Below are 21,484 nucleotides of genomic sequence, written 5' to 3' on the forward strand. Positions count from 1 at the left end.
GAGATGAACAGGATTTTAATTAAGAACGCTAAGATTGTAAATGAAGGGTCAATATTTGAAGGCGATCTTTTAATTGAAGATAAATATATCAAAGAAATTGCCGATAGTATAAGTGCAAAGTCTTCTGATATAAAAATTATAGATGCCGAAGGAAATTACCTTATTCCGGGGGCTATAGATGACCAGGTGCACTTTCGTGAGCCGGGTTTAACCCACAAAGGAAATATTGAAACCGAATCGCGTGCAGCTGTTGCCGGTGGTATTACCTCTTTTATAGAGCAGCCTAACACGGTGCCTAATGCGGTTACCCAAGAGCTTTTAGAGGAAAAATACCAAAGAGCAGCAGAAACATCGTATGCCAACTATTCCTTTATGATGGGGGGTACTAACGATAACCTTGAGGAAGTGCTTAAAACAAATCCTAAAAATGTGGCTGGTATTAAGCTGTTTTTAGGTTCTTCTACAGGTAATATGCTTGTGGATAACGAAGAGGTGCTGGAAAAGATTTTCTCAAGTACGCCTATGCTTATAGCGGTACACTGTGAGGATGAAGCTACTATTCGCGAAAACCTTGAAAAATACAAGGAGGAGTTTGGTGATGATATACCTATGAAATACCACCCGCTTATAAGAAGTGCGGAGGCTTGTTATAAATCATCGTCAAAAGCTATAGAGCTGGCTAAAAAAACAGGGGCGAGGTTACATATATTCCACGTTTCTACCGCCATAGAAACTGAACTGTTTACCAATAAAATTCCTCTTGAGGAGAAAAAGATAACTGCCGAGGTTTGTGTACACCACCTTTGGTTTAGCGATGCCGACTATGAAAAGAAAGGTTCGCTGATAAAATGGAATCCTGCTGTGAAAACTTCATTAGATAGAGATGCGCTTTGGGAAGCTTTACTGGATGACAGAATTGATGTTATTGCTACCGATCACGCTCCTCACACCCTTGAAGAAAAGAAAAATCCGTACACAAGCGCACCCTCGGGAGGTCCGCTGGTACAGCATGCTGTAGTGGCTATGTTTGAGGCTTATCATCAGGGTAAGATATCCATAGAAAAAATAGTGGAGAAAATGGCACACAATCCTGCCAAGCTATTCAAGATTGAAAAGCGTGGATTTATCCGTGAGGGATATTTTGCCGATCTTGCTATTGTTAATCCGGGTATGCCATGGAGTGTTAAGAAAGAAAACATACTTTACAAATGCGGCTGGTCTCCGTTTGAAGGGACTAACTTTAAATCGAGAATTACCCATACGTTTGTTAACGGACAGCTTGTATACAATAATTCTAAAGTAAAAGACATCCGTTGCGGTGAGCGTTTACTTTTTGACAGAGAATAGATATGAAAAAGTTTACAGTTATATTATTTGCACTTGTAGTGCTGGCAGCCTGCAATAAAGGGCCTGAAAAGCCACAAAACTTTATAGAGGAAGACAAAATGGAAGACATACTTTATGATGTTGCCCTGTTGCAGTCTATGAGTTCGTTTGCGCCGGGAGTGCTGCATGATAATGATATAACTGTAAACGATTATCTTTATAAGAAGTATGACATGGACAGTCTTACGTTTACTGAGAATCATACGTATTATGCTTCTGATTTTGAAAGGTACCAAAAGCTGATGGAAAGGGTAACAGACAGGCTTAGGGCTGAAAAAACAGAAGTGGATACCTTAATGCAGGCTAAGCCTGAAAAAGACGAGATTAAAGCATCTGCCCTTGTTGTTGATACTGCTAAGGTGAAAGAAAAGCTTTAAGATAACGATCTGAAATCTTTTGCTATCTGTTTTAAATGCGATTTTATATCCCCGAAATTGTAGTTAAGCGTTTCCTTAATTTTGGAATTGTCAAAATTCTGATGCCTGTGTGCCGATTTTGCCATGGTACGGGTAAAATGCCTAGGCCTGAATAAAAGCTTCGAGAAAAACCAGTCTAAGCGGTATGCTACATTTGTCATAAATGGTGTAGCATATATAAACGGACGTTTTTTGTGCATGCCGTCAGCTATGGCATTAAAAATAGTCTCAAACGATATGTTTTCGGCAACAAGGGTATATTGCTCTCCAGATACTTCAGATTCCATTAATTGTATCATGATATTGGCAACATCTTCTGCTGCCACAGCTCCACACGTACCTTTTGAGTAAAAATAAAGGCCTTTGTCAATATTTTTAAATATCTCTCCGCTTCCCTGGTTCCAAAAACCGTATCCGAAAATAAGTCCGGGGTTAACAATTACCACTTCAAGCCCTTCCTGCCAGCCACGCCAAACTTCGGTTTCTGCTCCGTGTTTGCTTATGGCGTAGTCAGAATGAAACTTTTCAGGATTCCATTCGGTTTCCTCGGTAATTATTATTTCATTGAATTTAAGATCCCCTAATGCGGCTACCGAGCTTACATGGCAAAATTTCCTGATGCCTAATGCCAGCGAAACGTTAACCATATTAGCCGTGCCTTCAATATTTATTTTGCGTAGTTTTTCTTCGTCAGCAGGGTCAAAAGAAATGTATGCGGCACAGTGGTATACTTTGTCTATTCCTGCCAGTGCCGGTTCCAGCGAGGGAACATCAAGTATATCGCCTTCTGTCCATTCTATTTTTTCAAACAATTCCTGTTTGTTGTAATGGGAAAAAAGGTGCTTTGTTTTTTTGATGGTTTCGGCCCTGCGGTATAATGCCCTTACGGGCTCGTCGCCCTGTGTAAGCTGTAATAGCAGATGTGCGCCTACTAATCCTGTTCCTCCTGTAACTAAAATCATATAACAAATATAGCTATTGATTGATGTAAAATATGTTGGGTCAACTATAAATATTCACTTTTTTTAAACATAGGAGGTATGTTTTTATCGCCGTACATTGTATTTTTGCACTTCACTAAATTTTTGATATGAAGAACTTTGTAGAAGAGCTAAGATGGAGAGGTATGATACACGATATCATGCCCGGAACCGAAGACCAACTGAATAAAGAGGTTACAACGGCGTATATTGGCTTTGATCCAACTTCAGATTCATTACACATTGGTAGTTTAGTGCCTATTATTATACTGGTGCATCTGCACAAATGCGGGCACAAGCCTGTTGCGCTTGTGGGTGGTGCTACAGGGATGATAGGTGACCCTTCGGGCAAGAGTGACGAAAGAAACCTGCTTGATGAGGAATCGTTAAACAAAAATGTGGAAGGAATTAAAAGAGTGCTTTCCCGTTTTCTTGACTTTAATGCCAAGGAAGCAAATGCTCCGATGTTGGTTAACAACTACGACTGGATGAAGGAATTCTCTTTTATCGGGTTTGTGCGCGATGTAGGTAAACGTATTACCGTAAACTACATGATGGCAAAAGACTCGGTTAAAAAGAGGCTTACGGGTGAGGCAGGATCAGGCATGTCGTTTACCGAATTTACTTATCAGCTTATTCAGGGTTACGATTTCTATCACCTTCACAAACATTATAACTGTATGCTTCAGCTGGGCGGTAGTGACCAGTGGGGTAACATCACCACAGGTACCGAGCTTGTAAGAAGAATGAATGACGAAGGAGCGAAGGCTTATGCCATGACGACTCCGCTTATCACTAAGGCCGACGGTTCTAAATTCGGTAAATCGGAAGGTGGGAACATCTGGCTTGATGCCGATAAGACATCTGTGTATAAGTTTTACCAGTTTTGGAGAAATATTAAGGATGAGGATGCTGAGAAGTATATCAGGATATTTACATTCCTTCCGCAGGAAGAGATTGAACAATTGATTGAAGATCATAAGAAAGATCCTGGTGCATGGGGACTTCAAAAAAGGCTTGCTCAGGAAGTGACTACATTTGTTCACTCTAAAGAAGATTATGAAGAGGCTGTAAGAAAAGCGGAATTTGTTTTCTCTAATTATGACCGTGAGGCTATTGAGAACGAAAGTGAAGAGTTCTTTACAGATATTTTTGAGGAATTCTTTACGACTCCGGTAAAAAAGTCGGCACTTACAGAAGGTGAAGATGTTGTTGTGGTGTTAAGTGATATTACAGGTATTTTCCCTTCAAGAAAAGAGGCAAGAAAATCATTAGCGGCTAATGCTGTAGCAATTAACAAAGTTAAGATTGATGAAAGCTATGCTTTAAGTACTAACGATTTGCTTTTTGGTAAATACATCCTGGTTTCTTTTGGTAAGAAAAAGAACTTTGTTGTTCCTGTAGAAGATTAATTTTATAAATTATATATACAGTAAAGCCGCTCATTGAGCGGCTTTTTTAATATTAGGGATAGGGTTGTCATTCCGATTGCAGCGCAGCGGAATAAAGGAATCTAAATTATCTTATATTTATATAAGTTATTGATAGACTATAAGTAAATTATTAAAGCAATTAAATAAAGATATGACGTATGATAGAATTGATTGGCATTCGGGGAATAATTTTCCTAAACAATTACCTTTTGAAAATGGTGGGACTCATATCGGAATATTTTTAGCATGGATAATTATTAATGATATGATAGGGGTGATTCATGTCGAAGATTTAAATGGGTTGCTGACGAAAGTTAAAAGTCGTTCAATAACTGGTAGGGCTTTTTTAATTGAGGAGTGTGATGCTAAATTTTGGTCAGAAGATTTAAATGACGAAGGGAGGGAGTTTGCAAATTACTATTATGCAGATAGGGATGGCTATGGAAAGTATGTGGATGATTATTCTGAGATTTTTAGTGTGTATGAGACTTTGTATCACGTAGAGGATAATTGGAAAAACTATGATTTAATGGAGTCTATGATTTCAAAAAGATATGCTGAATGGAAGCATAGGAATGAAGTTATGAAATAAAAAAACGGCTCATAGAGCCGTTTTTTTATTTTATTGGAGTACCCCTTAGTTTTTTAAAGTTCTCGTAGGCTTTGTCTATTTTTTCTTTAGGAGTGGTCTCAAGCTCCTTATCGGTTACTTTGTATTCTGTTTGAAGCTCTTTTAGCCTTGCGTGCAGCTCTTTTTGGATGCTGGCATATTCCGGGCTGTTATAAATATTATGCTGTTCCTCAGGGTCTGTTTTAAGGTCGTACATTTCCCAAACATCAATGTCGTCATAAAAATGGATTAGCTTATAACGGCTAGTCCTTACACCATAATGCCTTTTTACCATATGGAAAGCAGGATAGTCGTAATAATGATAGTAAAGGGCATCCCTAAAATTGTCATCCTTTATAGTGTTTTCCAGTAATGGCCTTAATGATTTACCCTGAAAATCGGACGGTATCTGTACACCGGCATAATCAAGGAAGGTAGAGGCGAAGTCAAGATTTTGTGTCATACCCGAAACAATTTTCCCTTTCTGTATTTTTTCAGGATACTGTATAAGTAATGGCTGTTTCATAGATAGCTCGTACATAAAACGCTTGTCAAACCAGCCATTTTCACCCATGTAAAAACCTTGGTCAGAAGTATAAACCACAATGGTGTTATCTGTTAGTCCGTTAGCGTCAAGATAATCCAGTATTTTGCCTACACCTTCATCTACTGAAGCGATTGTTGCAAGGTAATCCTGTACATAACGTTGGTATTTGTATTCTGCCAGCTCCTTACCGTGAAGGTTAGCTTTGTGAAAAGCATCGTTTTTTGCCTGATAGGCAGAATCCCATACTTTGCGCTGTAGTGGTGTCATTCTGTCAAAGTCATTCGTCCAAGGGTTATGAGCAAGTTTAGGGCTTCCTTCTTTCTTAGTTATTTTAAGGTCGTGTCCCTCATACATATCATCATAAATGGTCATGAGTTGCTGTTGCGCGGCAGGCTGTCCTTCATGTTTTGCATAATAGGTATCAGGTATAGGGAATTGTATACTGTCATACATGTTTAAATGGCGAAGGGCCGGCATCCAGTTGCGGTGTGGCGCTTTGTGATGCACCATTAAAAAGAATGGCTTGTCTCCTTTTTTGTTTTCATCTATCCATGCAATGCTTTTGTCTGTAATCAGGTCGGTAGCATAACCGTCTGTAACGACTTTACCGGTTGTGGTTATAAATTCCGGATTGTAATAATTTCCCTGATCGTTCAGGATGTCCCAATGGTCAAAACCTGTAGGGTCTGATGAAAGGTGCCATTTTCCTATAACGGCCGTTTTATAGCCTGCTTCCTGTAGGTATTTCGGTAATGTCTTTTGAGTGTTGTCAAACTTATCGCCATTCATCCTGAAACCATTCATGTGGCTGAATTTTCCGGTAAGTATTGTAGCGCGGCTAGGTCCGCAAAGGGAATTGGTGCAAAAGTTATTGGTAAACAAAGCCCCGTTTTTTGCCAATCGGTCTATGTTAGGGGTTTTTGCCAGCTGACTTATTGGGTAACCGTATGCACTAATGGCCTGTAGGGCATGGTCATCGGTCATTATAAAAATGATGTTGGGTTTTTTCGGAGTCTCCGCAACTTGTTCGGTTTCCTTCTTTTTACCGCAGGAAAACACAGCCAGCATTGCCAGTGTAACGGCTAAGATACGTTTGGTCATGAGTAATAGATTTGCGAAAGGTAAATATACGATTATAAGTATATAACGTATTGTTAAAGTACCATAAGGTTACATCCGCGGATATCGGAATTATCAAAACGGCCCAATACCTCAAAAGACTGATTTGGGTGTTTTTTTCCTAAATCCTGAGTAGCGATAAAAGAACAGGAATTGATATTGGCCAGGTCTATTACATTTATGCCACCCGTTTTACCGGTGTCTACATAGCTTAAAGCATCTTCGGTATCGCGGATAAGGATATCCATCCATGGCGGGCACTCAAAAATACCATCGCCCATTGAATAGGCCTGCGATAGCAGTTCGGTCATGCCGTATTCCGAATGGATTTTACTTACGCCAAATCCTTTACATAATATTTCATGAAGCTCCTCACGAATCATTTCACGGCGCTTGCCTTTCATTCCGCCTGTTTCCATTATAATGGTGTTCTTCAGGTTGAAATCCTGTTTTTCTGTCAGGTCGAGAAGGGCATAGGTAACACCTATCAGTATCACATTCTGTCCTGAGTTATCCAGTGCTGTAAGTTTTTGTATAAGCTCGTCGTAGTTGTGCAGGTAAAAACCGCTATCGGGGTTGTTTGAGCGTTCAATGAGATCTTCTACCATGTAAATTAATGAAGAGCCTTCGCGTTCCAGGTAGGATGGTAGAAGAGCCAAAACGGCATAGTCTTCGATGTTTCCGTAAAACTGTGAAAAAGCCAGTCTGAAACTGTCTTCATAATAGCTTAAATCGGTAACAAGGTGCCTGCTGGTTGTCATTCCCGTTGTTCCGCTACTGGTAAAAGTGATTTGTGCAGGATTAGTAGTGCTTACCACGTCATGACTTTTAAAAAACTGTATAGGCAGGAACGGAATCTCGTGTATGGATTTTACATTTTGCCTGTCTTTACTCAAAAGCTCACAGAAATTACGGTATACTGCATTATTGTCATACTGGTGCCTGTATACTTTTAGTGTAATTTTTTCAAACTCCTTTTTAGAAGCAATAGTAAATATGTCGTTTTGGGTAAGCAATGCATAAAAGTTTTGGCAAAAATACAAATAAAAAAGCACCGCTGTTGCAGTGCTTTAATTATGTTATACTGTTGAATATCTTATTTAACAATCAGTTTTCTGGTTGCTGTAGCTTCACCTTCCTTAACCTTAACAATATATACACCTGCAGTTAGGTTAGATATATTTAATTCTTTACCGGTTATGGTAGCCTGAAGTATTTTTTTACCCAGTACATCGTAAATCTCTACCTCTTTGCTTTGACCAGACTTAGAGGTGATATAAACCCTGTCTGAACTTACCGGGTTAGGGTATATGTTCAGGTCTTCTATGTTCTGCTGTTGCATTACAGCTGTATTTCCTTTGCTATCCTGTGCAGCAGCGCTGAAGGATATAAGGAAAAAGAACAGTAAAGTGATATAAAAGTAGTTTTTCTTCATTGACGACGATTGATAGTGTAAAGATATAAAAATATTTTCAAATATCATACCAAAAAAAAGCCCCTCAATTTATGAGGGGCAATTCAGTATTATTTTAGCTAAAAACTAGAAGCTGTAACCAGTCCAAGAGAACGCACCAGCGTTAGCACCAGTTTGAGTACCGTTTTCAGTAATTGTAGCACTGTCAGTTGGAGTGTTTTTAACAGGAGCATCACCAAGACCGTTTGCAGTGTCTCTTGTTACTGTTAAAGCAGTTCCGTCAGCAGCAGGACCTTTAGAGTCAGTTAGGTCGATAAAGTCACCTGCAACTACACCAGCACCAAATTTAGCATATCCGTTAAGGATTGTAGCTTTAGCACCTCTTCTTACTTTAAATACATCCTGCATTGTAGCCTCAGCACCAGGAGCATTGTTGATGATTGTAATACCGTTAACAACAAAGTCAGACTGGTTGATGTCAGTTGGAGAGTTACCGTCAAGGTTACCGTCAGCCTCTATACCTCTAGGGTCTACAGTTACAGCAGTATAACCAGCTTCACGGATACCGTAAGCGTTAGTTACAGTACCTCTGTACCCCTGAGAGAAGTCAAACATATCATCTGTACAGTTAACAACAAGGATGTTGCTTACGTTTACAGTACCACCAAAGAATTCGATAGCATCGTCATCACCGTTGTTAAGGTAGATGTTGCTTATTTGAGTACCAGCACCAACACCGTTAAGTGTTAAACCATTGTGCTCTGCCTCGTCGTCAATTCTTGCTCCAGTGTACTCGATGATTACATAATCAAGAATACCTGAGTTGTCGTTAACATCATCACCACCAAAAAGGATAGCGTTGTTGATTTCTGTAGCAGCTTCGTTTGAAGCACCGTTTTGACGGCTTAACGGAGCTTTACCGTTAAGGATAACACCACCCCAGTCACCAGCTACAGGAGTTGCAGCATCTGAAGTGAAAGTAATTGGGTTTTGAGCATCACCATCAGCCATAATTTTACCACCTCTTTCAACAAGTAGGTAAACGTCAGTACCACCAGCAACAGCTTTAATTGTAGTACCGGCAGGTATAGTTAAAGTAGCACCGTCTTTCACGATAAAAGTACCAGTTAATTTGTACTCTAAAGAAGCGTCAAGAGTTAAATCTTCTGTTAGGTTACCAACAAGGTTAGTATCAACAGGAGTAGGAGTTGGTGTTGAATCGTCATCACTTGAGCAGCTTGTTAGAACTAATGCAGCAACAGCTAGCATTGATAAGAATTTTGATTTCATCTGTTTATTATTAATTGTGTTTACTCGTTAAAAAATGTTTCGTTTTAATTTCTGTGGCAAAAGAACTACTAGTGCTTAACATGAACATTTACTAAACATTAAGTTACTGTTAAAACTTGTAGGTTAATCCTAAGCTAAAGTCAAGACCAAGCTTGTAGGTTGATAAAACTGTCTCAGGGTTTTCGTTTCCGTTAGATTCCCTTGTTAGCCTAAACTCAGGGTTAATAAGGTTCTTAGCTTTTAAGCTTAGCCCGAAATGCTCGCCAAATGTAGTTTGGGTAACAAAGTCCAGTGTAGGTATTCCTTTTTCCACTATATTTTCAAAACCTCTTGTACCTACAGAGTAAATTCTGTCACTAAAGTAGTTTACCACTACAGATGAGGTTAAGCTGTAACCTTCGTTCTTTACATTGTAAGTTAGGTCGGCATTAAGTAGTAATGGAGAAGCTCCCTGAAGTTCATCATAACCTTTCCCTCCTTGTGCAGAGCTGTTTGTAAACTGCGGAAGCGGGTTTTCAAGATCCTGTTTTGTATAAAGGTATGAAACATTTGCCCCGGCAGAGAATACGGTTTCTTTACCTGTTTCTTCAGAAGTTACTTTATAGATATTCTTTTTAGCTTCCAGCTCAATACCCATTGCATCGGCAGTACCACCTACGTTAAGGTAGGTAAGAGTGTTACCACCTGAAGGTATTTCTGATCTTGCAATTGGGTTCTTAATGTGCTTATAGAAACCTGTTACTGCAAATATTTCGTCGCTTTCCGGGTAGAATTCCCATTTAATGTCGGCATTATAGTTTTCTGATGGTACCAGATCAGGGTTACCCTGGCTTGAGAAGCTTACGTCCTGATATTTAAACGGAGCAACTTCCTTAAACTGAGGTAAAGTGTAAGACATACTACCTGCTAAACGTAAAATGTTTTTCTCGTTTAGGTTATACTTAAGGTTTAGATTTGGTAAGAAATAGCTTTTGTCTATTTCTGCTATACCGTTAGTGTTACTGTTTGCTATGTTTGTGTCATACTCCACTTCCTGAAGTACTTTTTCAAAACGTCCTCCTACTACTAATACTAAGCTTTCGTTGATGTTGTGGGTAAATGTGGTTAAAGCCGCATTTATTGTTCTTGTTCCGTTGTAAGTAAACGGATCAAATACTCTTGGGTTGTTCATTGTACCTCTTCCTGTTTGTAATTGGAATATACCATTGTCAAGGTTTTCCTGATTGTATAAACCATCTGCATTGTTTATGTCTACAGGAGTAAGGGTTGAGAATCTGTGGTTAAATATTAACGAAGAGAAATCTCTTGTTGTGTGTCTGAAATTGTAACCAAAATCAAGTTTGCTTTGTGATTCGTTCTCAAATTTATAGGTAGCAACTGCTTTTCCGGCAAAATCATCTTCATTAAGTTCGCCAAAATAACGCTCGTTATCACCGGCACTGTTTATTGACGGACTGTAGTTGCCGTTTCTGAATATGTATTTGTTGCTTCTTCTGTCTGGCTCGCTTGTTCTTATCATGTTATAAGCGGCGCCTAGGTTAAGATCCCATTTGTTGCCAAATTTAAGCTCAGATAACAACTGGTTGACCCAAAGGTTGTTGTTGTTCATCTGTTGCCTTCTAAGGTATTCAATATCACCTTCCTGCTCAGGGTTGTTAGGTCCTAAATAATCACCTACAGATTGCGTGTTTGAGTGTATGTAAAGTGAGTTGTATGAAATGGAGTTAGAGTTTTCCATTTTATACTTAAAGTTACCCATTAATGTTTGAGAAACATTGTAAGTATATTTTTTATAATCTTGGTCCTGGAAAACAGTACCTATACTTGTTGTTTGTCTTATTTTACCATCTCTGTATTTGTAGTCACTGCTGTTAGCGCCTACTACATACATGGTAAAGCTATCGTTGTTTTCAAAATCAAATCTTTTACCAAAGGAAGCATTAATTGCAGTGTTTATTTGTGTAGACTGCTGATTAGTGTTCAGGTTGTTGGCAAAGCTGTATACGCGAAGGTCGTTTATACCGGGGTTTTTATCTGCTGTACCAAACCAGTTACCTCCGTCAAGTGTAAGGAAGTCTTCACTTACAGTTTGTGAGTTGAAACCTGTAGATATACCAATTTCAAGTTCCTGATTACCTGAAAGTTCTTTAGAAACGATATCAATATTTGCACCACCTACATCTCCGTAAATTTCGGAACCGAAAGTTTTGTTAACCCCGATGTTTTTAATAATGTTTGATGTAAAGAAGTCAAGGGATATGTTTTTGTATTCAGGGTCTTCGGAAGGTAGTGGCATTCCGTTCATTGTTGTAGAGTTGTAACGGTCTCCTAATCCTCTTACAAAAACGTTTTTAGCTCCCTGTTGTTTAGTAACACCTGTCATTTTTGTTACGGCACCTTCGGCATCGCTAACACCTTTTCTTGACATTTCCTGTGCGCCTATGGTTTGTTTTATAACAACCGCATTTTTTTGTTCAACTAATAAAGCCGACTCTTTTTCACGGTTAAAAGTTTTTTCGATAACAATGTCGGTCAGTACTACACTTGTAGAGCCTATAGCCTGATTTATCGTTTTTGTTTCGCCTGCTTTAATGGTAAAAGATATTTCTGAAGTTTCATAACCAAGAAACGCTATTACTAAAGTGTGGCTTCCTTCGGGAACCGATAGAGAGTACTTTCCGTTTTCGTCTGTGTTAGTTCCAATTGTTGTTCCTTTTATCACCACACTGGCAAAAGGAAGGGTTTCATCATTTAAGTCTTTGTCGGTAATTGTACCGGTTACTGTTCCGTTGTTTTGGGCAAAGCTTAATGCAAAGGTAAACAGTGTGATAATTAAAAATTTAAGTTTCATTTCGTGTCGTTTAATTTCGCTGCAAAGAAACTTCAGGTATCCGAACCGATTGTTAGATAAACGTTACCTTTGGATTTAGGTTTTATTATTAAATTGTTAACAGATTAAATAATTGTTAACACGTTTGTTCATTTTGTATTATCTTTACCTTTACAGCCGCAAAACATAATATGCCAAAGCATTATGAAGAAAAAAGACATTAAGATCTTATTGGTTGATGATGAGCAGGATATCCTGGAAATTGTGGGGTATAACCTATCTCAGGAAGGTTACCAGATTATCACTGCATCAAATGGCAGGGATGCCATTGCGAAAGCAAAAAAAGAGCTTCCTCACCTTATCATTATGGATGTAATGATGCCCGAAATGGACGGTATGGAAGCTGTTGAAAACATCAGGAAATTACCTGAGCTTAACAATGTAATTATCACTTTCCTTACTGCAAGAAGCGAAGACTATTCTCAGGTAGCAGGGTTTGATGCCGGAGCCGATGATTATATTGCAAAGCCTATTAAGCCAAAATTACTGGTAAGCAAAGTAAAAGCTTTACTAAGAAGGCTTAAGGAAGATGAAAGCAAAGGCGATGTTCTTAAAGTAGGTAATATTGAAATAAACCGTGAAGAGTATAAGATTATTCTTGAAGATAACGGAGAGATCGTACTGCCAAGAAAAGAGTTTGAACTTTTCTATTTATTAGCTTCTAAACCCGGTAAAGTATTTAAGAGGGAAGAAATTCTTGACAAAGTATGGGGTAATGAGGTTGTAGTAGGCGGAAGGACTATTGATGTACACATTAGAAAGCTTCGTGAAAAAATAGGTGACGAACTATTTAAAACGATAAAAGGAGTAGGCTATAAGCTGGAAATTTAGTGGCAATAAATTTTAAGAAAACATATAAGTTTGCTGTTAAGTCAGCGCTTTACATATCCCTATTTTCTGCTGCCTTAATGGCAGTGATGAAATTCTTTTACACCGAAATAAGCTGGGCGTTTATTTCGGCCTTATCCTCGGCAATTCTCATATTTTCATTTTTTGTGCTGCAATATCGTGTAGAACGTTTTATTTACCGCAGGGTAAAAAAAATATACGACGATGTTTCGTTATTGGAATCGAGTTCTTTAAGGAACAAGTCGATTACTACCGATATGGCTACACTTACACGTGAAGTTGAGAAATTTGCCCGCGATAAGAAAATTGAGATTGAAACCTTAAAGGTTCGTGAGGAATACCGCCGCGAGTTTATTGGTAATGTATCACACGAACTAAAAACCCCTCTTTTTACCGTACAGGGTTATCTGCTTACACTGCTTGACGGTGCCATGAGCGATAAAACCCTGCGCAAAAAATACCTGCAACGTGCCGAAAAAGGTGTGGAAAGGCTTATTTATATTGTGCAGGATCTAGATATGATTACCAAGCTAGAGGTGGGCGACCTTAACCTTAATTACACCAAATTCAACATTGTTGAGGTTATACAAAACGTATTTGACCTGCTTGAAATGAAAGCAGACAAAAAAGGTATTATCCTGATGTTTGATATGAAGTATTTCAAGCCAATAATGGTGTATGCCGACAGGGAAAAAATACAGCAGGTGGTAACCAATTTAGTGGTGAACTCCATTAAGTATGGACGTGAAAACGGTACTACCGAAGTAAGTATAGAAGACCTTGTAAACAATAAGATTATTGTAAGGATTAAAGATAATGGTGAGGGTATAGAGAAAAAGAATGTGCCAAGGTTGTTTGAGCGCTTTTACCGTGTTGACAAAAGTGGTGCCCGTACCGAGGGTGGCTCCGGTTTAGGACTTTCCATAGTAAAACACATCATAGAAGGCCATGATGAAAAAATATATGTGGAAAGTAAATATGGTGAGGGTTCAGAGTTTTCATTTACCCTCGAAAAGACCAAATAAGTCTTTCCAGGTTACTTCTTCCGTATCCATATTTTTAAGTCCCTTGTACATAGTTACCTCCTCAAGGTCGCTAATCTTAAAGTCATCCTGAAGGGCATAAGGTACCAATCCCGATTTTTTAAGTTTTTGTGCCAGGTATTCCTGTTCATACTGTCCGGGAGTAGGTATAAAAAATGCTTTTTTACCCAGTTTGGCAAGATCCATAACTGTTGTATAGCCTGATCGGCAAAGTACCAGTTCACTCTCATTAAAAGCTTGTTCCAGTTCTTCGCGGCCCATGTAGTTGTATGTGGTAATATGGTCTTCTTCGGTAACGGTCTGATTGCCGTCTATAACCCCGCGAATAAAAATTACCTCACCCTCATAATCCAAAAGCTCTTTTTGAAGCTTTTCTTCCAGTAATGTCCTTTGTGGTTCAGGACCTGAAAGTATTACCATAAGATCATATTTCTTAGGAAGGCATTTTTTATTTAGCCGGCTAAGCGGGCCTATGTATTTTATGTTTAAGGTGCAGTTTTCCGGATGGCCCAGTTTTCCTGTAAGATTTGGCGATGTGGCAACATCCGGTACCCAGCATTGTTTATGTTTCTTAATAAACAGCTGGTGTATGTAAGTAGTGAACCAGGTGGTGTTTCCTGTAAGTACGTTTAGCTGATGTGTCATAAAAGCCGACGGTACTTTAGGGGAATACACTCCCATTCGGTTATCAGAAATGATACCGCTAATGCCATATTCCTTGATCCATTTTTTTACGGTTCTGTTCTCGCTCCTCACCGCCTTTATCATATTCGGTATCTGGAAGAACATCTTCAGCTTAAAAAAGCTTCCGTTTTTGGCATATTCTATTTTATATGAAGGGAGTTCCAGTATCTTTTTGTCAGGAAACTCTTTTTTAAGTAACTCAAGGGCAACGCCGTCGGAAGCTATAATTGGTTCAAATCCATGGTTCTCTAATGCTTCAATAACGGGAATACAGCGTGTAGCATGGCCCAGCCCCCCAGTTTAAAGGGGTTACCAGTATTTTTTTGTTCTGCAAAACTTTAAGTTTTTAATAACTATTTAATAAGTGCAAGCTAAAACTATTCTCTGTTTCGTATATTTCCCTAATTTTACCAAAATTTTAAATTTAACCGTGGGAAGTAAAAATAAACTGAAGCGTTTTAGGGAAAATGAGACTTTTAACAACGTGCTGCAACCTACCCGTGAGGAAGCAGTGTCGGGTAATTTTCCTTTAAAAGGTAAATGGGGGAGTGACTTTTTTAAAAATGACAACCCGATAGTTCTTGAGTTGGGTTGTGGTAAAGGCGAATACTCTGTAGGCCTTGCCCAAAGATATCCTGAAAAGAATTTTATAGGTATAGATATTAAGGGAGCCCGTTTTTGGCGTGGTGCCAAAACTGCTGTAGAAGGCGGTATTAATAATGTTGGTTTCCTGCGTACGCAAATTGAGCTTATTGAGCATTTTTTTGCCGAAGGCGAAGTTTCTGAAATATGGATAACCTTCCCTGATCCGCAAATAAAATACAAGCGTACTAAACACAGGCTTACCAATTCGGAATTTCTGCAGCGTTACAAGAAAGTCCTTAAACCGGACGGAATTATGAACCTTAAAACCGACAGCGAGTTTATGCACGGTTATACGTTAGGGTTGCTGCATGGAGAGGGACACGAAGTGATTTATGCAAACCATAATGTGTATGAAAATCATGGAGCGCCAGAGGTGGTTACTGCAATACAAACGTTCTACGAACAACAATATCTTGAAAAAGGAAAACCAATAACGTATATTCAATTTAAAATTAAGTAGATAAAGAATGGATATAATACTCCCTTTGCTTTTGGGTATAGCTGTTGCAACACCGGGTATAATGCTTCCGGGGTTAATTAATATGACGGCTGCCAAGATTAGCGTAAGGGATGGCAGGGCTTGTGCGGTAGTGTTTTCTATAGGTGCTACTGTTATAGTTTTTATCCAGTCTTACATAGCGGTTTCCTTTGCTAAGTTTATTAGCAAAAGGGATGATATCATTAACCTGCTGGAGGAAGTTGGGCTTGGTATTTTTGTACTGCTTACCATCTACTTTATTTTTATTGCAAAAAAACCTCAGTCAAAAGACGACGAAGAGCCAGCAAAAATGAGATCCCGTACAGGATGCTTTTTTTTAGGGGTCCTGCTTTCAGTACTTAATTTTTTCCCTATCCCTTATTATGTGGTTATGAGTGTTACACTCTCTACATATAAGTTCTTTTCGTTTGATAATTTTTTTGTCTTTTTATTTGTTATAGGAGCCATAACAGGAACATTTGCCGTGTTCTATCTGTATATTATTTTCTTTAAAAAGCTGGAAGAAAAGACCGACTTCTTTATGAAGAACATCAACTATTTTATAGGTGGTGTTACCGGCCTTGTATCTGTAATTACCCTGATTAAGTTGTTGAGAAACATGTAATCATGACACAGGACAAAAACCAAAACTTTTTTGAACGGGTGTATGATGTAGCCCGCCTTATCCCTCATGGCAGGGTAACATCCTATGGGGCTATTGCAAGTTTTCTGGGGGCAGCCCGTTCGGCAAGAATGGTGGGTTGGGCCATGAATGCCTGTCACGGTCGCGATGATGTGCCTGCACACAGGGTGGTTAACAGGGTAGGGCTTCTTTCGGGCAAGCATCATTTTCCAGGCACCAACCTTATGCAGCAGCTGCTGGAAAGCGAAGGCGTTAAGATAAATGACAATAAAGTGACCGATTTCGATAAACTTTTTTGGGATCCTGCAAAGGAATTAGACTTTTAACTTCTGTTAATGTACTTTTTACTGCTTTAAAAACTTTATTGTATAAAGTTTTCATACTATCTTTGCAATTTGAAATCAGTCTTAATAAGAGGCTGAAACTGAATAGTATAATATATTATGAAACTTGATAGAAAAGAGATATTAAAAGCCCTTGAAACCATTACAATAGCCGGAGAAGGCCAAAACATGGTAGAAAGCGGGGCTGTAAGAAACGTACTTACTTTTGGTGATGAGGCAGTTGTAGAAGTAGTGCTTACTACTCCTGCAATGCATATTAGAAAGCGTGCCGAAGCTGATATTATAAAAACAATTCAGGAAAAGGTAAATGCCGATGCTAAGGTAAAAGTAAACGTAAAAGTAGAATCGCCTGAAAAGCCTGAGATAAAAGGTAAAGGTATTCCCGGTATATCAAACATTATAGCAGTGTCTTCCGGTAAGGGTGGGGTAGGTAAATCTACAATTACGGCAAACTTAGCTGTTACCCTTGCTAAAATGGGTTTTAAGGTTGGTGTTCTTGATGCCGATATTTATGGTCCGTCTATGCCGATAATGTTTGACGTAGAGAGGGAAAGGCCAATATCGGTAGAGGTAGACGGAAAGTCTAAAATGAAACCGATACAAAGCTACGGTGTGGAATTACTTTCAATAGGATTTTTCACTACGCCGGAGCAGGCTATCATCTGGAGAGGCCCAATGGCTTCTAAAGCGCTTAACCAGATGCTTTTTGATGCCGACTGGGGTGAGCTTGACTTTATGCTTATCGACCTTCCTCCGGGAACGGGAGATATCCACTTATCAATAATGCAGTCATTACCTATTACCGGTGCGGTTGTGGTAAGTACACCACAGGCAGTTGCCCTTGCCGATGCCAAAAAAGGTGTGGCAATGTTCCAGCAGGAAAGCATCAATGTTCCGGTACTGGGTATTATAGAAAACATGGCTTACTTTACTCCGGAAGAACTTCCTGATAACAAATACTATATTTTTGGAAAAGAAGGTGCAAGAAATCTTGCAGCAGATTTAGATGTGCCTTTCCTTGGCGAAGTGCCAATCGTGCAGAGCATTCGCGAAGCAGGAGACTATGGCCGACCTGCAGCATTGCAAACGGCTACTCCGCTTGAAGCGTCGTTTGAAGAGCTGGCACGTTCGGTAGTACAGGAAACCGTGAACAGAAACGACAACCTTCCGCCTACAGAGGCAATAAAAATCACTACCATGGCTGGCTGTTCAGCAGTTAAAAAGAAATAACGATGACAACAGAAGAAATTAAATTTAATGTGGAAAAGGCGCTGGATGAAATCCGCCCGTTCCTTGAGTCTGACGGAGGAAACATTACCCTTATCGATATTGAGGACGACAAGCATGTAAAGGTTCGCCTGGAAGGTGCATGTGTGGGTTGCAGCGTAAACCAAATGACATTAAAAGCCGGAGTGGAAACAACTATCAAAAAATTTGTTCCGCAAATAGAAACCGTAGTAAATATAGCTTAAGGTTCGGCTGATAAATATCATGAAATAAAAGAACAGTTTTAGAGACTTTTGCTTTAAAACTGTTTTATTATGAAAAAAAAGAAAATGATTAGTACAGATATATTAATAATCGGCGCTGGTCCAACAGGGCTTTTTGCCGTATTTGAAGCAGGATTACTAAAGCTTAAATGCCATATTATAGATGCGCTCCCACAACCGGGCGGGCAGCTTGCCGAGCTTTATCCTAAAAAACCAATTTTTGATATTCCCGGTTTCCCTTCTGTTTTAGCAGGAGACCTTGTAACAAACCTGATGGAACAGATAAAGCAGTTCCAGCCGGGCTTTACCCTTAACGAAAAGGCAGAGACTATAGAAAGGCAGGAAGACGGCACTTTTATAGTTACCACAAACAAAGGTACACAGCACCATGCTAAGGCTGTTGCCATTGCCGGTGGCCTGGGTAGTTTTGAGCCGAGAAAACCTATTATAGAAGATCTTGAGTTTTATGAAGATAAAGGGGTTGAGTACTTTGTAAAAGATCCTGAGCTTTTCCGTGATAAACGTATTGTTATTGCAGGTGGTGGCGACAGCGCACTGGACTGGAGTATTTTTCTTGCCGATGTAGCTAAAGAGGTAACCCTTGTACACAGGAGAAACGAGTTTAGGGGTGCTTTAGATTCTGTAGAGAAAGTACAGGAACTAAAAAAACAAGGTAAGATAAACCTTATCACTCCGGCAGAGGTAACAGGTATTCGCGGTGCAGAGCATGTAGAAGAACTGGATATTGAACAGGATGGGGGACACAGGACTATAAAAACCGATTATTTCATTCCGCTTTTTGGTTTGTCGCCTAAACTTGGTGCTATTGCTAACTGGGGACTTGAAATAGAAAAGAATGCCATTAAGGTTAACAATGCACTGGATTATCAAACCAATATAGAAGGTATATATGCCATAGGTGATGTTAATACCTATCCGGGTAAACTAAAGCTTATACTTTGCGGTTTCCATGAAGCAACCCTTATGTGCCAAAGTGTGTACAATAAGTTGAACCCCGGTAAAAAATATGTTCTTAAATATACAACAGTAAGTGGTGTTGACGGGTTTGACGGAACACGTAAGGAAGCCGAAAAACAGGTTGTAAAAGCGATTGAATAGTATGGCAGATGTAACCATAAAGATAAAAGACAGGGACGGGGTTATGCACGAAGTGCAGGCACCTACCGATATGTCTATGAATTTAATGGAACTGGTGAGGGCTTATGAGTTGGCTCCCGAAGGTACTATAGGAGTATGCGGAGGGATGGCCATGTGTGCTTCCTGCCAGTGTTATGTGCTTAACGATGTGGAGCTGCCGGAAATAGGTCCTGATGAGGATGCCATGCTTGCCGAAGCTTTTTATGTTAAGCCAAACAGCAGGCTGGGTTGCCAGATACCTATAACAGAACAACTGGAGGGACTTGAAATTGAGTTGGCTCCTGAATCATAAATAAAAAAAGCGCTTCATTTGAAGCGCTTTTTTTATTTTAATGTTTTTGTTTTTTGGTAAATAAAAATATCTTTGGGCAAAACAATGCCCAGCCTTACTAAATGACAAACACTGCATATTCGCCCGGGCTTCATAAACTGCTTACGCTCAGGGTGGAAAATATCGATAAACTTATAAGCCTTAAGGGGTTTAAAAACTTTTCTGACGGTATTTTATTAAAATACGGATTGGAAGAGGTGGGGTTTTCATCTCATGTTTTTGATAACGGAAGCTATACTGCGGCCTACTGTTTAAAAGAATCTCATTTATGTATACATACATGGCCTGAGTTTACTCAGTTAACCATGGATGTGTATTTATGTAATTATCTTAAAGATAATAGTGATAAGGTAAGGGCTATTGCTAAAGAATATATAGATTATTTTGAAGCAGAGGTAATTAAAGACTTTGAAATTAACCGATAAGCGTATGACTTTTACCTGTCCTGAATGCAATACTAAAACACAAACCGAAGTCCCTGTAAATGCGGTTAATTTTGCATGCCCTAACTGTAGCAGGCTTTTTGGCTTTAATAAAGTAGGAGAAAGCAGGGAACTGAAAAAGTATAAGCACGAATCGGATAATATTGTTTTAAAAACAGGACAAAAAGCAAAGCTTTTTGGTAAGGAATATGAAGTTACCGGTGCCATAGTTAAAAAGGTTCCACCTAAATATTTTTGGCGTGAATATATACTTGTATCAAAGGATGGAGAAAAGCGATACCTTTCAGAAACTAACGGTCACTGGATATTTTTAGAAGAAAGCCCCGACCTGTATGATGTGTCTTATTATCCAAGAACATTAACTCATAATAATATACAAACAAAATTATATGATTATGCATCGTGTTCTATTGTTCAGTGTGAAGGTTTTTTTGATTTTGAAATTCCGTCACGGGAAATTAAGATGGTGGAATATATTAATCCGCCCTATGTTGTTTCTATAGAAATAACAGGTAAGGATGAGGTTACTTATTTTGGTAAACATATTTCTGCTTCCGATGTGAAAAAAGCTTTTAAAATAGAACACATGCCCGAAAAGACAGGGGTAGGTATTGTACAACCTTATCTTTTTGACGTAAGGAATATGGCTATTATATTATCATGTTTTGCACTACTTATACTTATAGGACATCTGATAATTTACAGCGGCAGGGAAGAAACAACTGTTTTAAGTAAAAACATGAATTTTTCTGAGTTTAATAATAAAGATTATGTAAGCGATTCCTTTGTGCTTAACGGAGCATCGGCCCCGCTTACAATTGCACTAAGCTCGGATGTGAATAATTCCTGGGCTGCCCTTCAGGTAGCATTAATAAATGAAAGCACTAACGAAGAGATATATGCCTCAAAAGATATAGAATACTATCATGGTTATGAAGGAGGCGAAAGCTGGAGTGAGGGTAGCCAGAATGAGAAGTTCTATATATGCGGCGTGCCTCAGGGCAAATACCATTTAACGCTTACACCTTCAAAACCTTTTGAAAGCAAACAAAACAGTTATATAAACGTAAATGTAAAATGGAATCAGCCGTCGTTATGGAATGTTTTTTTACCTATAGGTATAATGGCAGGTATAGTGATACTGTTTTATTTTTTAAACCTGTTTTTTGAACAGCAAAGATGGTCTGAAAGTAACTTTTCACCCTATGAATAGTATATGAACATAGAAAAAATAAAATATTACGTAAAGAATAATTACCCTGCTTTTATAATAGGGGTGTTTTTTCTGTTG

General features: G+C 38.9%; 22 protein-coding genes. 15 read left to right on the forward strand and 7 right to left on the reverse strand.

Features of this window, described 5'->3' with window-relative positions:
* Positions 1-3 precede the first annotated feature (3 nt).
* Together FUA48_RS05550 and FUA48_RS05555 are read left to right on the forward strand one after the other, a co-directional pair.
* Positions 4-1,347, forward strand: coding sequence for a dihydroorotase (locus tag FUA48_RS05550; protein ID WP_147582625.1), 1,344 nt, complete (start codon positions 4-6; stop codon positions 1,345-1,347).
* A 2-nt stretch (positions 1,348-1,349) separates the two neighbouring features.
* A complete protein-coding gene (locus FUA48_RS05555) occupies positions 1,350-1,763 on the forward strand; it encodes a DUF4296 domain-containing protein (RefSeq protein ID WP_147582626.1) in 414 nt (137 codons plus the stop codon).
* On the opposite strand, the gene FUA48_RS05560 is transcribed toward FUA48_RS05555, so the two are convergent.
* Positions 1,760-2,764 (reverse strand): NAD-dependent epimerase/dehydratase family protein, encoded by a 1,005-nt coding sequence (locus tag FUA48_RS05560; protein WP_147582627.1) that lies wholly within the window; start codon positions 2,762-2,764, stop codon positions 1,760-1,762. The genes FUA48_RS05555 and FUA48_RS05560 overlap by 4 nt on opposite strands.
* A 128-nt stretch (positions 2,765-2,892) precedes the next feature.
* Between FUA48_RS05560 and tyrS the strand changes: the two genes are divergently transcribed.
* Positions 2,893-4,194, forward strand: a complete 1,302-nt coding sequence (gene tyrS, locus FUA48_RS05565; protein ID WP_147582628.1) for a tyrosine--tRNA ligase — start codon at positions 2,893-2,895, stop codon at positions 4,192-4,194.
* Positions 4,195-4,366: 172 nt separating this feature from the next.
* On the forward strand, positions 4,367-4,807 hold the full coding sequence (locus tag FUA48_RS05570) for a DUF7832 domain-containing protein (protein WP_147582629.1): 441 nt from the start codon (positions 4,367-4,369) through the stop codon (positions 4,805-4,807).
* Between the two features lie 25 nt (positions 4,808-4,832).
* Here FUA48_RS05570 and FUA48_RS05575 read toward each other — a convergent pair whose 3' ends face one another.
* From FUA48_RS05575 to FUA48_RS05595, 5 genes are all read right to left on the reverse strand, one after another.
* Complete coding sequence (locus FUA48_RS05575; RefSeq protein ID WP_147582630.1) at positions 4,833-6,473, reverse strand: sulfatase family protein; 1,641 nt, start codon at positions 6,471-6,473, stop codon at positions 4,833-4,835.
* A gap of 53 nt (positions 6,474-6,526) precedes the next feature.
* Positions 6,527-7,507, reverse strand: a complete 981-nt coding sequence (locus FUA48_RS05580; RefSeq protein ID WP_147582631.1) for a LuxE/PaaK family acyltransferase — start codon at positions 7,505-7,507, stop codon at positions 6,527-6,529.
* Between the two features lie 80 nt (positions 7,508-7,587).
* On the reverse strand, positions 7,588-7,926 hold the full coding sequence (locus tag FUA48_RS05585) for a T9SS type A sorting domain-containing protein (protein ID WP_147582632.1): 339 nt from the start codon (positions 7,924-7,926) through the stop codon (positions 7,588-7,590).
* 105 nt (positions 7,927-8,031) lie between these two features.
* Positions 8,032-9,195 carry a hypothetical protein gene (locus FUA48_RS05590; RefSeq protein WP_147582633.1) on the reverse strand — a complete coding sequence of 388 codons (1,164 nt, stop codon included), beginning with the start codon at positions 9,193-9,195 and terminating at the stop codon, positions 8,032-8,034.
* A 109-nt stretch (positions 9,196-9,304) separates the two neighbouring features.
* A complete protein-coding gene (locus FUA48_RS05595; protein WP_147582634.1) occupies positions 9,305-12,046 on the reverse strand; it encodes a TonB-dependent receptor in 2,742 nt (913 codons plus the stop codon).
* 183 nt (positions 12,047-12,229) lie between these two features.
* Here FUA48_RS05595 and FUA48_RS05600 point away from each other — a divergent pair, with 183 nt between their 5' ends.
* Together FUA48_RS05600 and FUA48_RS05605 are read left to right on the forward strand one after the other, a co-directional pair.
* Positions 12,230-12,916 carry a response regulator transcription factor gene (locus FUA48_RS05600; RefSeq protein WP_129750718.1) on the forward strand — a complete coding sequence of 229 codons (687 nt, stop codon included), beginning with the start codon at positions 12,230-12,232 and terminating at the stop codon, positions 12,914-12,916.
* The gene (locus tag FUA48_RS05605; protein WP_147582635.1) at positions 12,916-13,959 is read left to right on the forward strand and encodes a sensor histidine kinase; all 1,044 of its coding nucleotides are present in this window, start codon (positions 12,916-12,918) and stop codon (positions 13,957-13,959) included. The genes FUA48_RS05600 and FUA48_RS05605 overlap by 1 nt, the downstream gene beginning before the upstream one ends.
* Here the strand turns inward: FUA48_RS05605 and FUA48_RS05610 are convergent.
* A complete protein-coding gene (locus FUA48_RS05610; protein WP_317130703.1) occupies positions 13,933-14,766 on the reverse strand; it encodes a glycosyltransferase in 834 nt (277 codons plus the stop codon). The two genes, FUA48_RS05605 and FUA48_RS05610, sit on opposite strands and share 27 nt — an antisense overlap.
* A gap of 325 nt (positions 14,767-15,091) precedes the next feature.
* On the opposite strand from FUA48_RS05610, the gene trmB reads away from it, so the two are divergent.
* From trmB to FUA48_RS05655, 9 genes are all read left to right on the forward strand, one after another.
* Positions 15,092-15,766: a tRNA (guanosine(46)-N7)-methyltransferase TrmB gene (gene trmB, locus FUA48_RS05615; RefSeq protein ID WP_147582636.1), complete on the forward strand. Its 675-nt coding sequence runs from the start codon at positions 15,092-15,094 to the stop codon at positions 15,764-15,766.
* Positions 15,767-15,773: 7 nt separating this feature from the next.
* Positions 15,774-16,409, forward strand: a complete 636-nt coding sequence (locus FUA48_RS05620; RefSeq protein ID WP_147582637.1) for a LysE family transporter — start codon at positions 15,774-15,776, stop codon at positions 16,407-16,409.
* 2 nt (positions 16,410-16,411) lie between these two features.
* Positions 16,412-16,753 (forward strand): MGMT family protein, encoded by a 342-nt coding sequence (locus FUA48_RS05625; RefSeq protein ID WP_147582638.1) that lies wholly within the window; start codon positions 16,412-16,414, stop codon positions 16,751-16,753.
* A 117-nt stretch (positions 16,754-16,870) separates the two neighbouring features.
* Positions 16,871-18,001: an Mrp/NBP35 family ATP-binding protein gene (locus FUA48_RS05630; RefSeq protein ID WP_165357676.1), complete on the forward strand. Its 1,131-nt coding sequence runs from the start codon at positions 16,871-16,873 to the stop codon at positions 17,999-18,001.
* Between the two features lie 2 nt (positions 18,002-18,003).
* On the forward strand, positions 18,004-18,243 hold the full coding sequence (locus FUA48_RS05635) for a NifU family protein (RefSeq protein ID WP_129750725.1): 240 nt from the start codon (positions 18,004-18,006) through the stop codon (positions 18,241-18,243).
* An 84-nt stretch (positions 18,244-18,327) separates the two neighbouring features.
* Positions 18,328-19,380, forward strand: a complete 1,053-nt coding sequence (locus tag FUA48_RS05640; protein WP_129750934.1) for an NAD(P)/FAD-dependent oxidoreductase — start codon at positions 18,328-18,330, stop codon at positions 19,378-19,380.
* Between the two features lies 1 nt (position 19,381).
* On the forward strand, positions 19,382-19,711 hold the full coding sequence (locus tag FUA48_RS05645; protein ID WP_147582639.1) for a 2Fe-2S iron-sulfur cluster-binding family protein: 330 nt from the start codon (positions 19,382-19,384) through the stop codon (positions 19,709-19,711).
* Positions 19,712-19,812: 101 nt separating this feature from the next.
* Positions 19,813-20,175: an S-adenosylmethionine decarboxylase family protein gene (locus tag FUA48_RS05650; protein WP_147582640.1), complete on the forward strand. Its 363-nt coding sequence runs from the start codon at positions 19,813-19,815 to the stop codon at positions 20,173-20,175.
* A 4-nt stretch (positions 20,176-20,179) separates the two neighbouring features.
* Positions 20,180-21,406, forward strand: coding sequence for a DUF4178 domain-containing protein (locus tag FUA48_RS05655; RefSeq protein WP_147582641.1), 1,227 nt, complete (start codon positions 20,180-20,182; stop codon positions 21,404-21,406).
* Positions 21,407-21,484 lie beyond the last annotated feature (78 nt).

This window comes from Flavobacterium alkalisoli (assembly GCF_008000935.1).
In the GTDB taxonomy this organism is placed as follows: domain Bacteria; phylum Bacteroidota; class Bacteroidia; order Flavobacteriales; family Flavobacteriaceae; genus Flavobacterium; species Flavobacterium alkalisoli.

Excerpts from the sequence above, each read along its gene's own strand:
- FUA48_RS05635 (WP_129750725.1), top strand. The coding sequence starts at position 18,004 with ATGACAACAGAAGAAATTAAATTTAATGTGGAAAAGGCGCTGGATGAA.
- FUA48_RS05650 (WP_147582640.1), top strand. The coding sequence starts at position 19,813 with ATGACAAACACTGCATATTCGCCCGGGCTTCATAAACTGCTTACGCTC.
- FUA48_RS05560 (WP_147582627.1), bottom strand. The coding sequence starts at position 2,764 with ATGATTTTAGTTACAGGAGGAACAGGATTAGTAGGCGCACATCTGCTA.
- FUA48_RS05630 (WP_165357676.1), top strand. The coding sequence starts at position 16,871 with ATGAAACTTGATAGAAAAGAGATATTAAAAGCCCTTGAAACCATTACA.
- FUA48_RS05640 (WP_129750934.1), top strand. The coding sequence starts at position 18,328 with ATGATTAGTACAGATATATTAATAATCGGCGCTGGTCCAACAGGGCTT.
- FUA48_RS05610 (WP_317130703.1), bottom strand. The coding sequence starts at position 14,766 with ATGTTCTTCCAGATACCGAATATGATAAAGGCGGTGAGGAGCGAGAAC.
- FUA48_RS05625 (WP_147582638.1), top strand. The coding sequence starts at position 16,412 with ATGACACAGGACAAAAACCAAAACTTTTTTGAACGGGTGTATGATGTA.
- FUA48_RS05590 (WP_147582633.1), bottom strand. The coding sequence starts at position 9,195 with ATGAAATCAAAATTCTTATCAATGCTAGCTGTTGCTGCATTAGTTCTA.
- FUA48_RS05555 (WP_147582626.1), top strand. The coding sequence starts at position 1,350 with ATGAAAAAGTTTACAGTTATATTATTTGCACTTGTAGTGCTGGCAGCC.
- FUA48_RS05585 (WP_147582632.1), bottom strand. The coding sequence starts at position 7,926 with ATGAAGAAAAACTACTTTTATATCACTTTACTGTTCTTTTTCCTTATA.
- tyrS (WP_147582628.1), top strand. The coding sequence starts at position 2,893 with ATGAAGAACTTTGTAGAAGAGCTAAGATGGAGAGGTATGATACACGAT.
- FUA48_RS05620 (WP_147582637.1), top strand. The coding sequence starts at position 15,774 with ATGGATATAATACTCCCTTTGCTTTTGGGTATAGCTGTTGCAACACCG.
- FUA48_RS05575 (WP_147582630.1), bottom strand. The coding sequence starts at position 6,473 with ATGACCAAACGTATCTTAGCCGTTACACTGGCAATGCTGGCTGTGTTT.
- FUA48_RS05550 (WP_147582625.1), top strand. The coding sequence starts at position 4 with ATGAACAGGATTTTAATTAAGAACGCTAAGATTGTAAATGAAGGGTCA.
- FUA48_RS05595 (WP_147582634.1), bottom strand. The coding sequence starts at position 12,046 with ATGAAACTTAAATTTTTAATTATCACACTGTTTACCTTTGCATTAAGC.
- FUA48_RS05570 (WP_147582629.1), top strand. The coding sequence starts at position 4,367 with ATGACGTATGATAGAATTGATTGGCATTCGGGGAATAATTTTCCTAAA.
- FUA48_RS05600 (WP_129750718.1), top strand. The coding sequence starts at position 12,230 with ATGAAGAAAAAAGACATTAAGATCTTATTGGTTGATGATGAGCAGGAT.
- FUA48_RS05655 (WP_147582641.1), top strand. The coding sequence starts at position 20,180 with ATGACTTTTACCTGTCCTGAATGCAATACTAAAACACAAACCGAAGTC.
- FUA48_RS05645 (WP_147582639.1), top strand. The coding sequence starts at position 19,382 with ATGGCAGATGTAACCATAAAGATAAAAGACAGGGACGGGGTTATGCAC.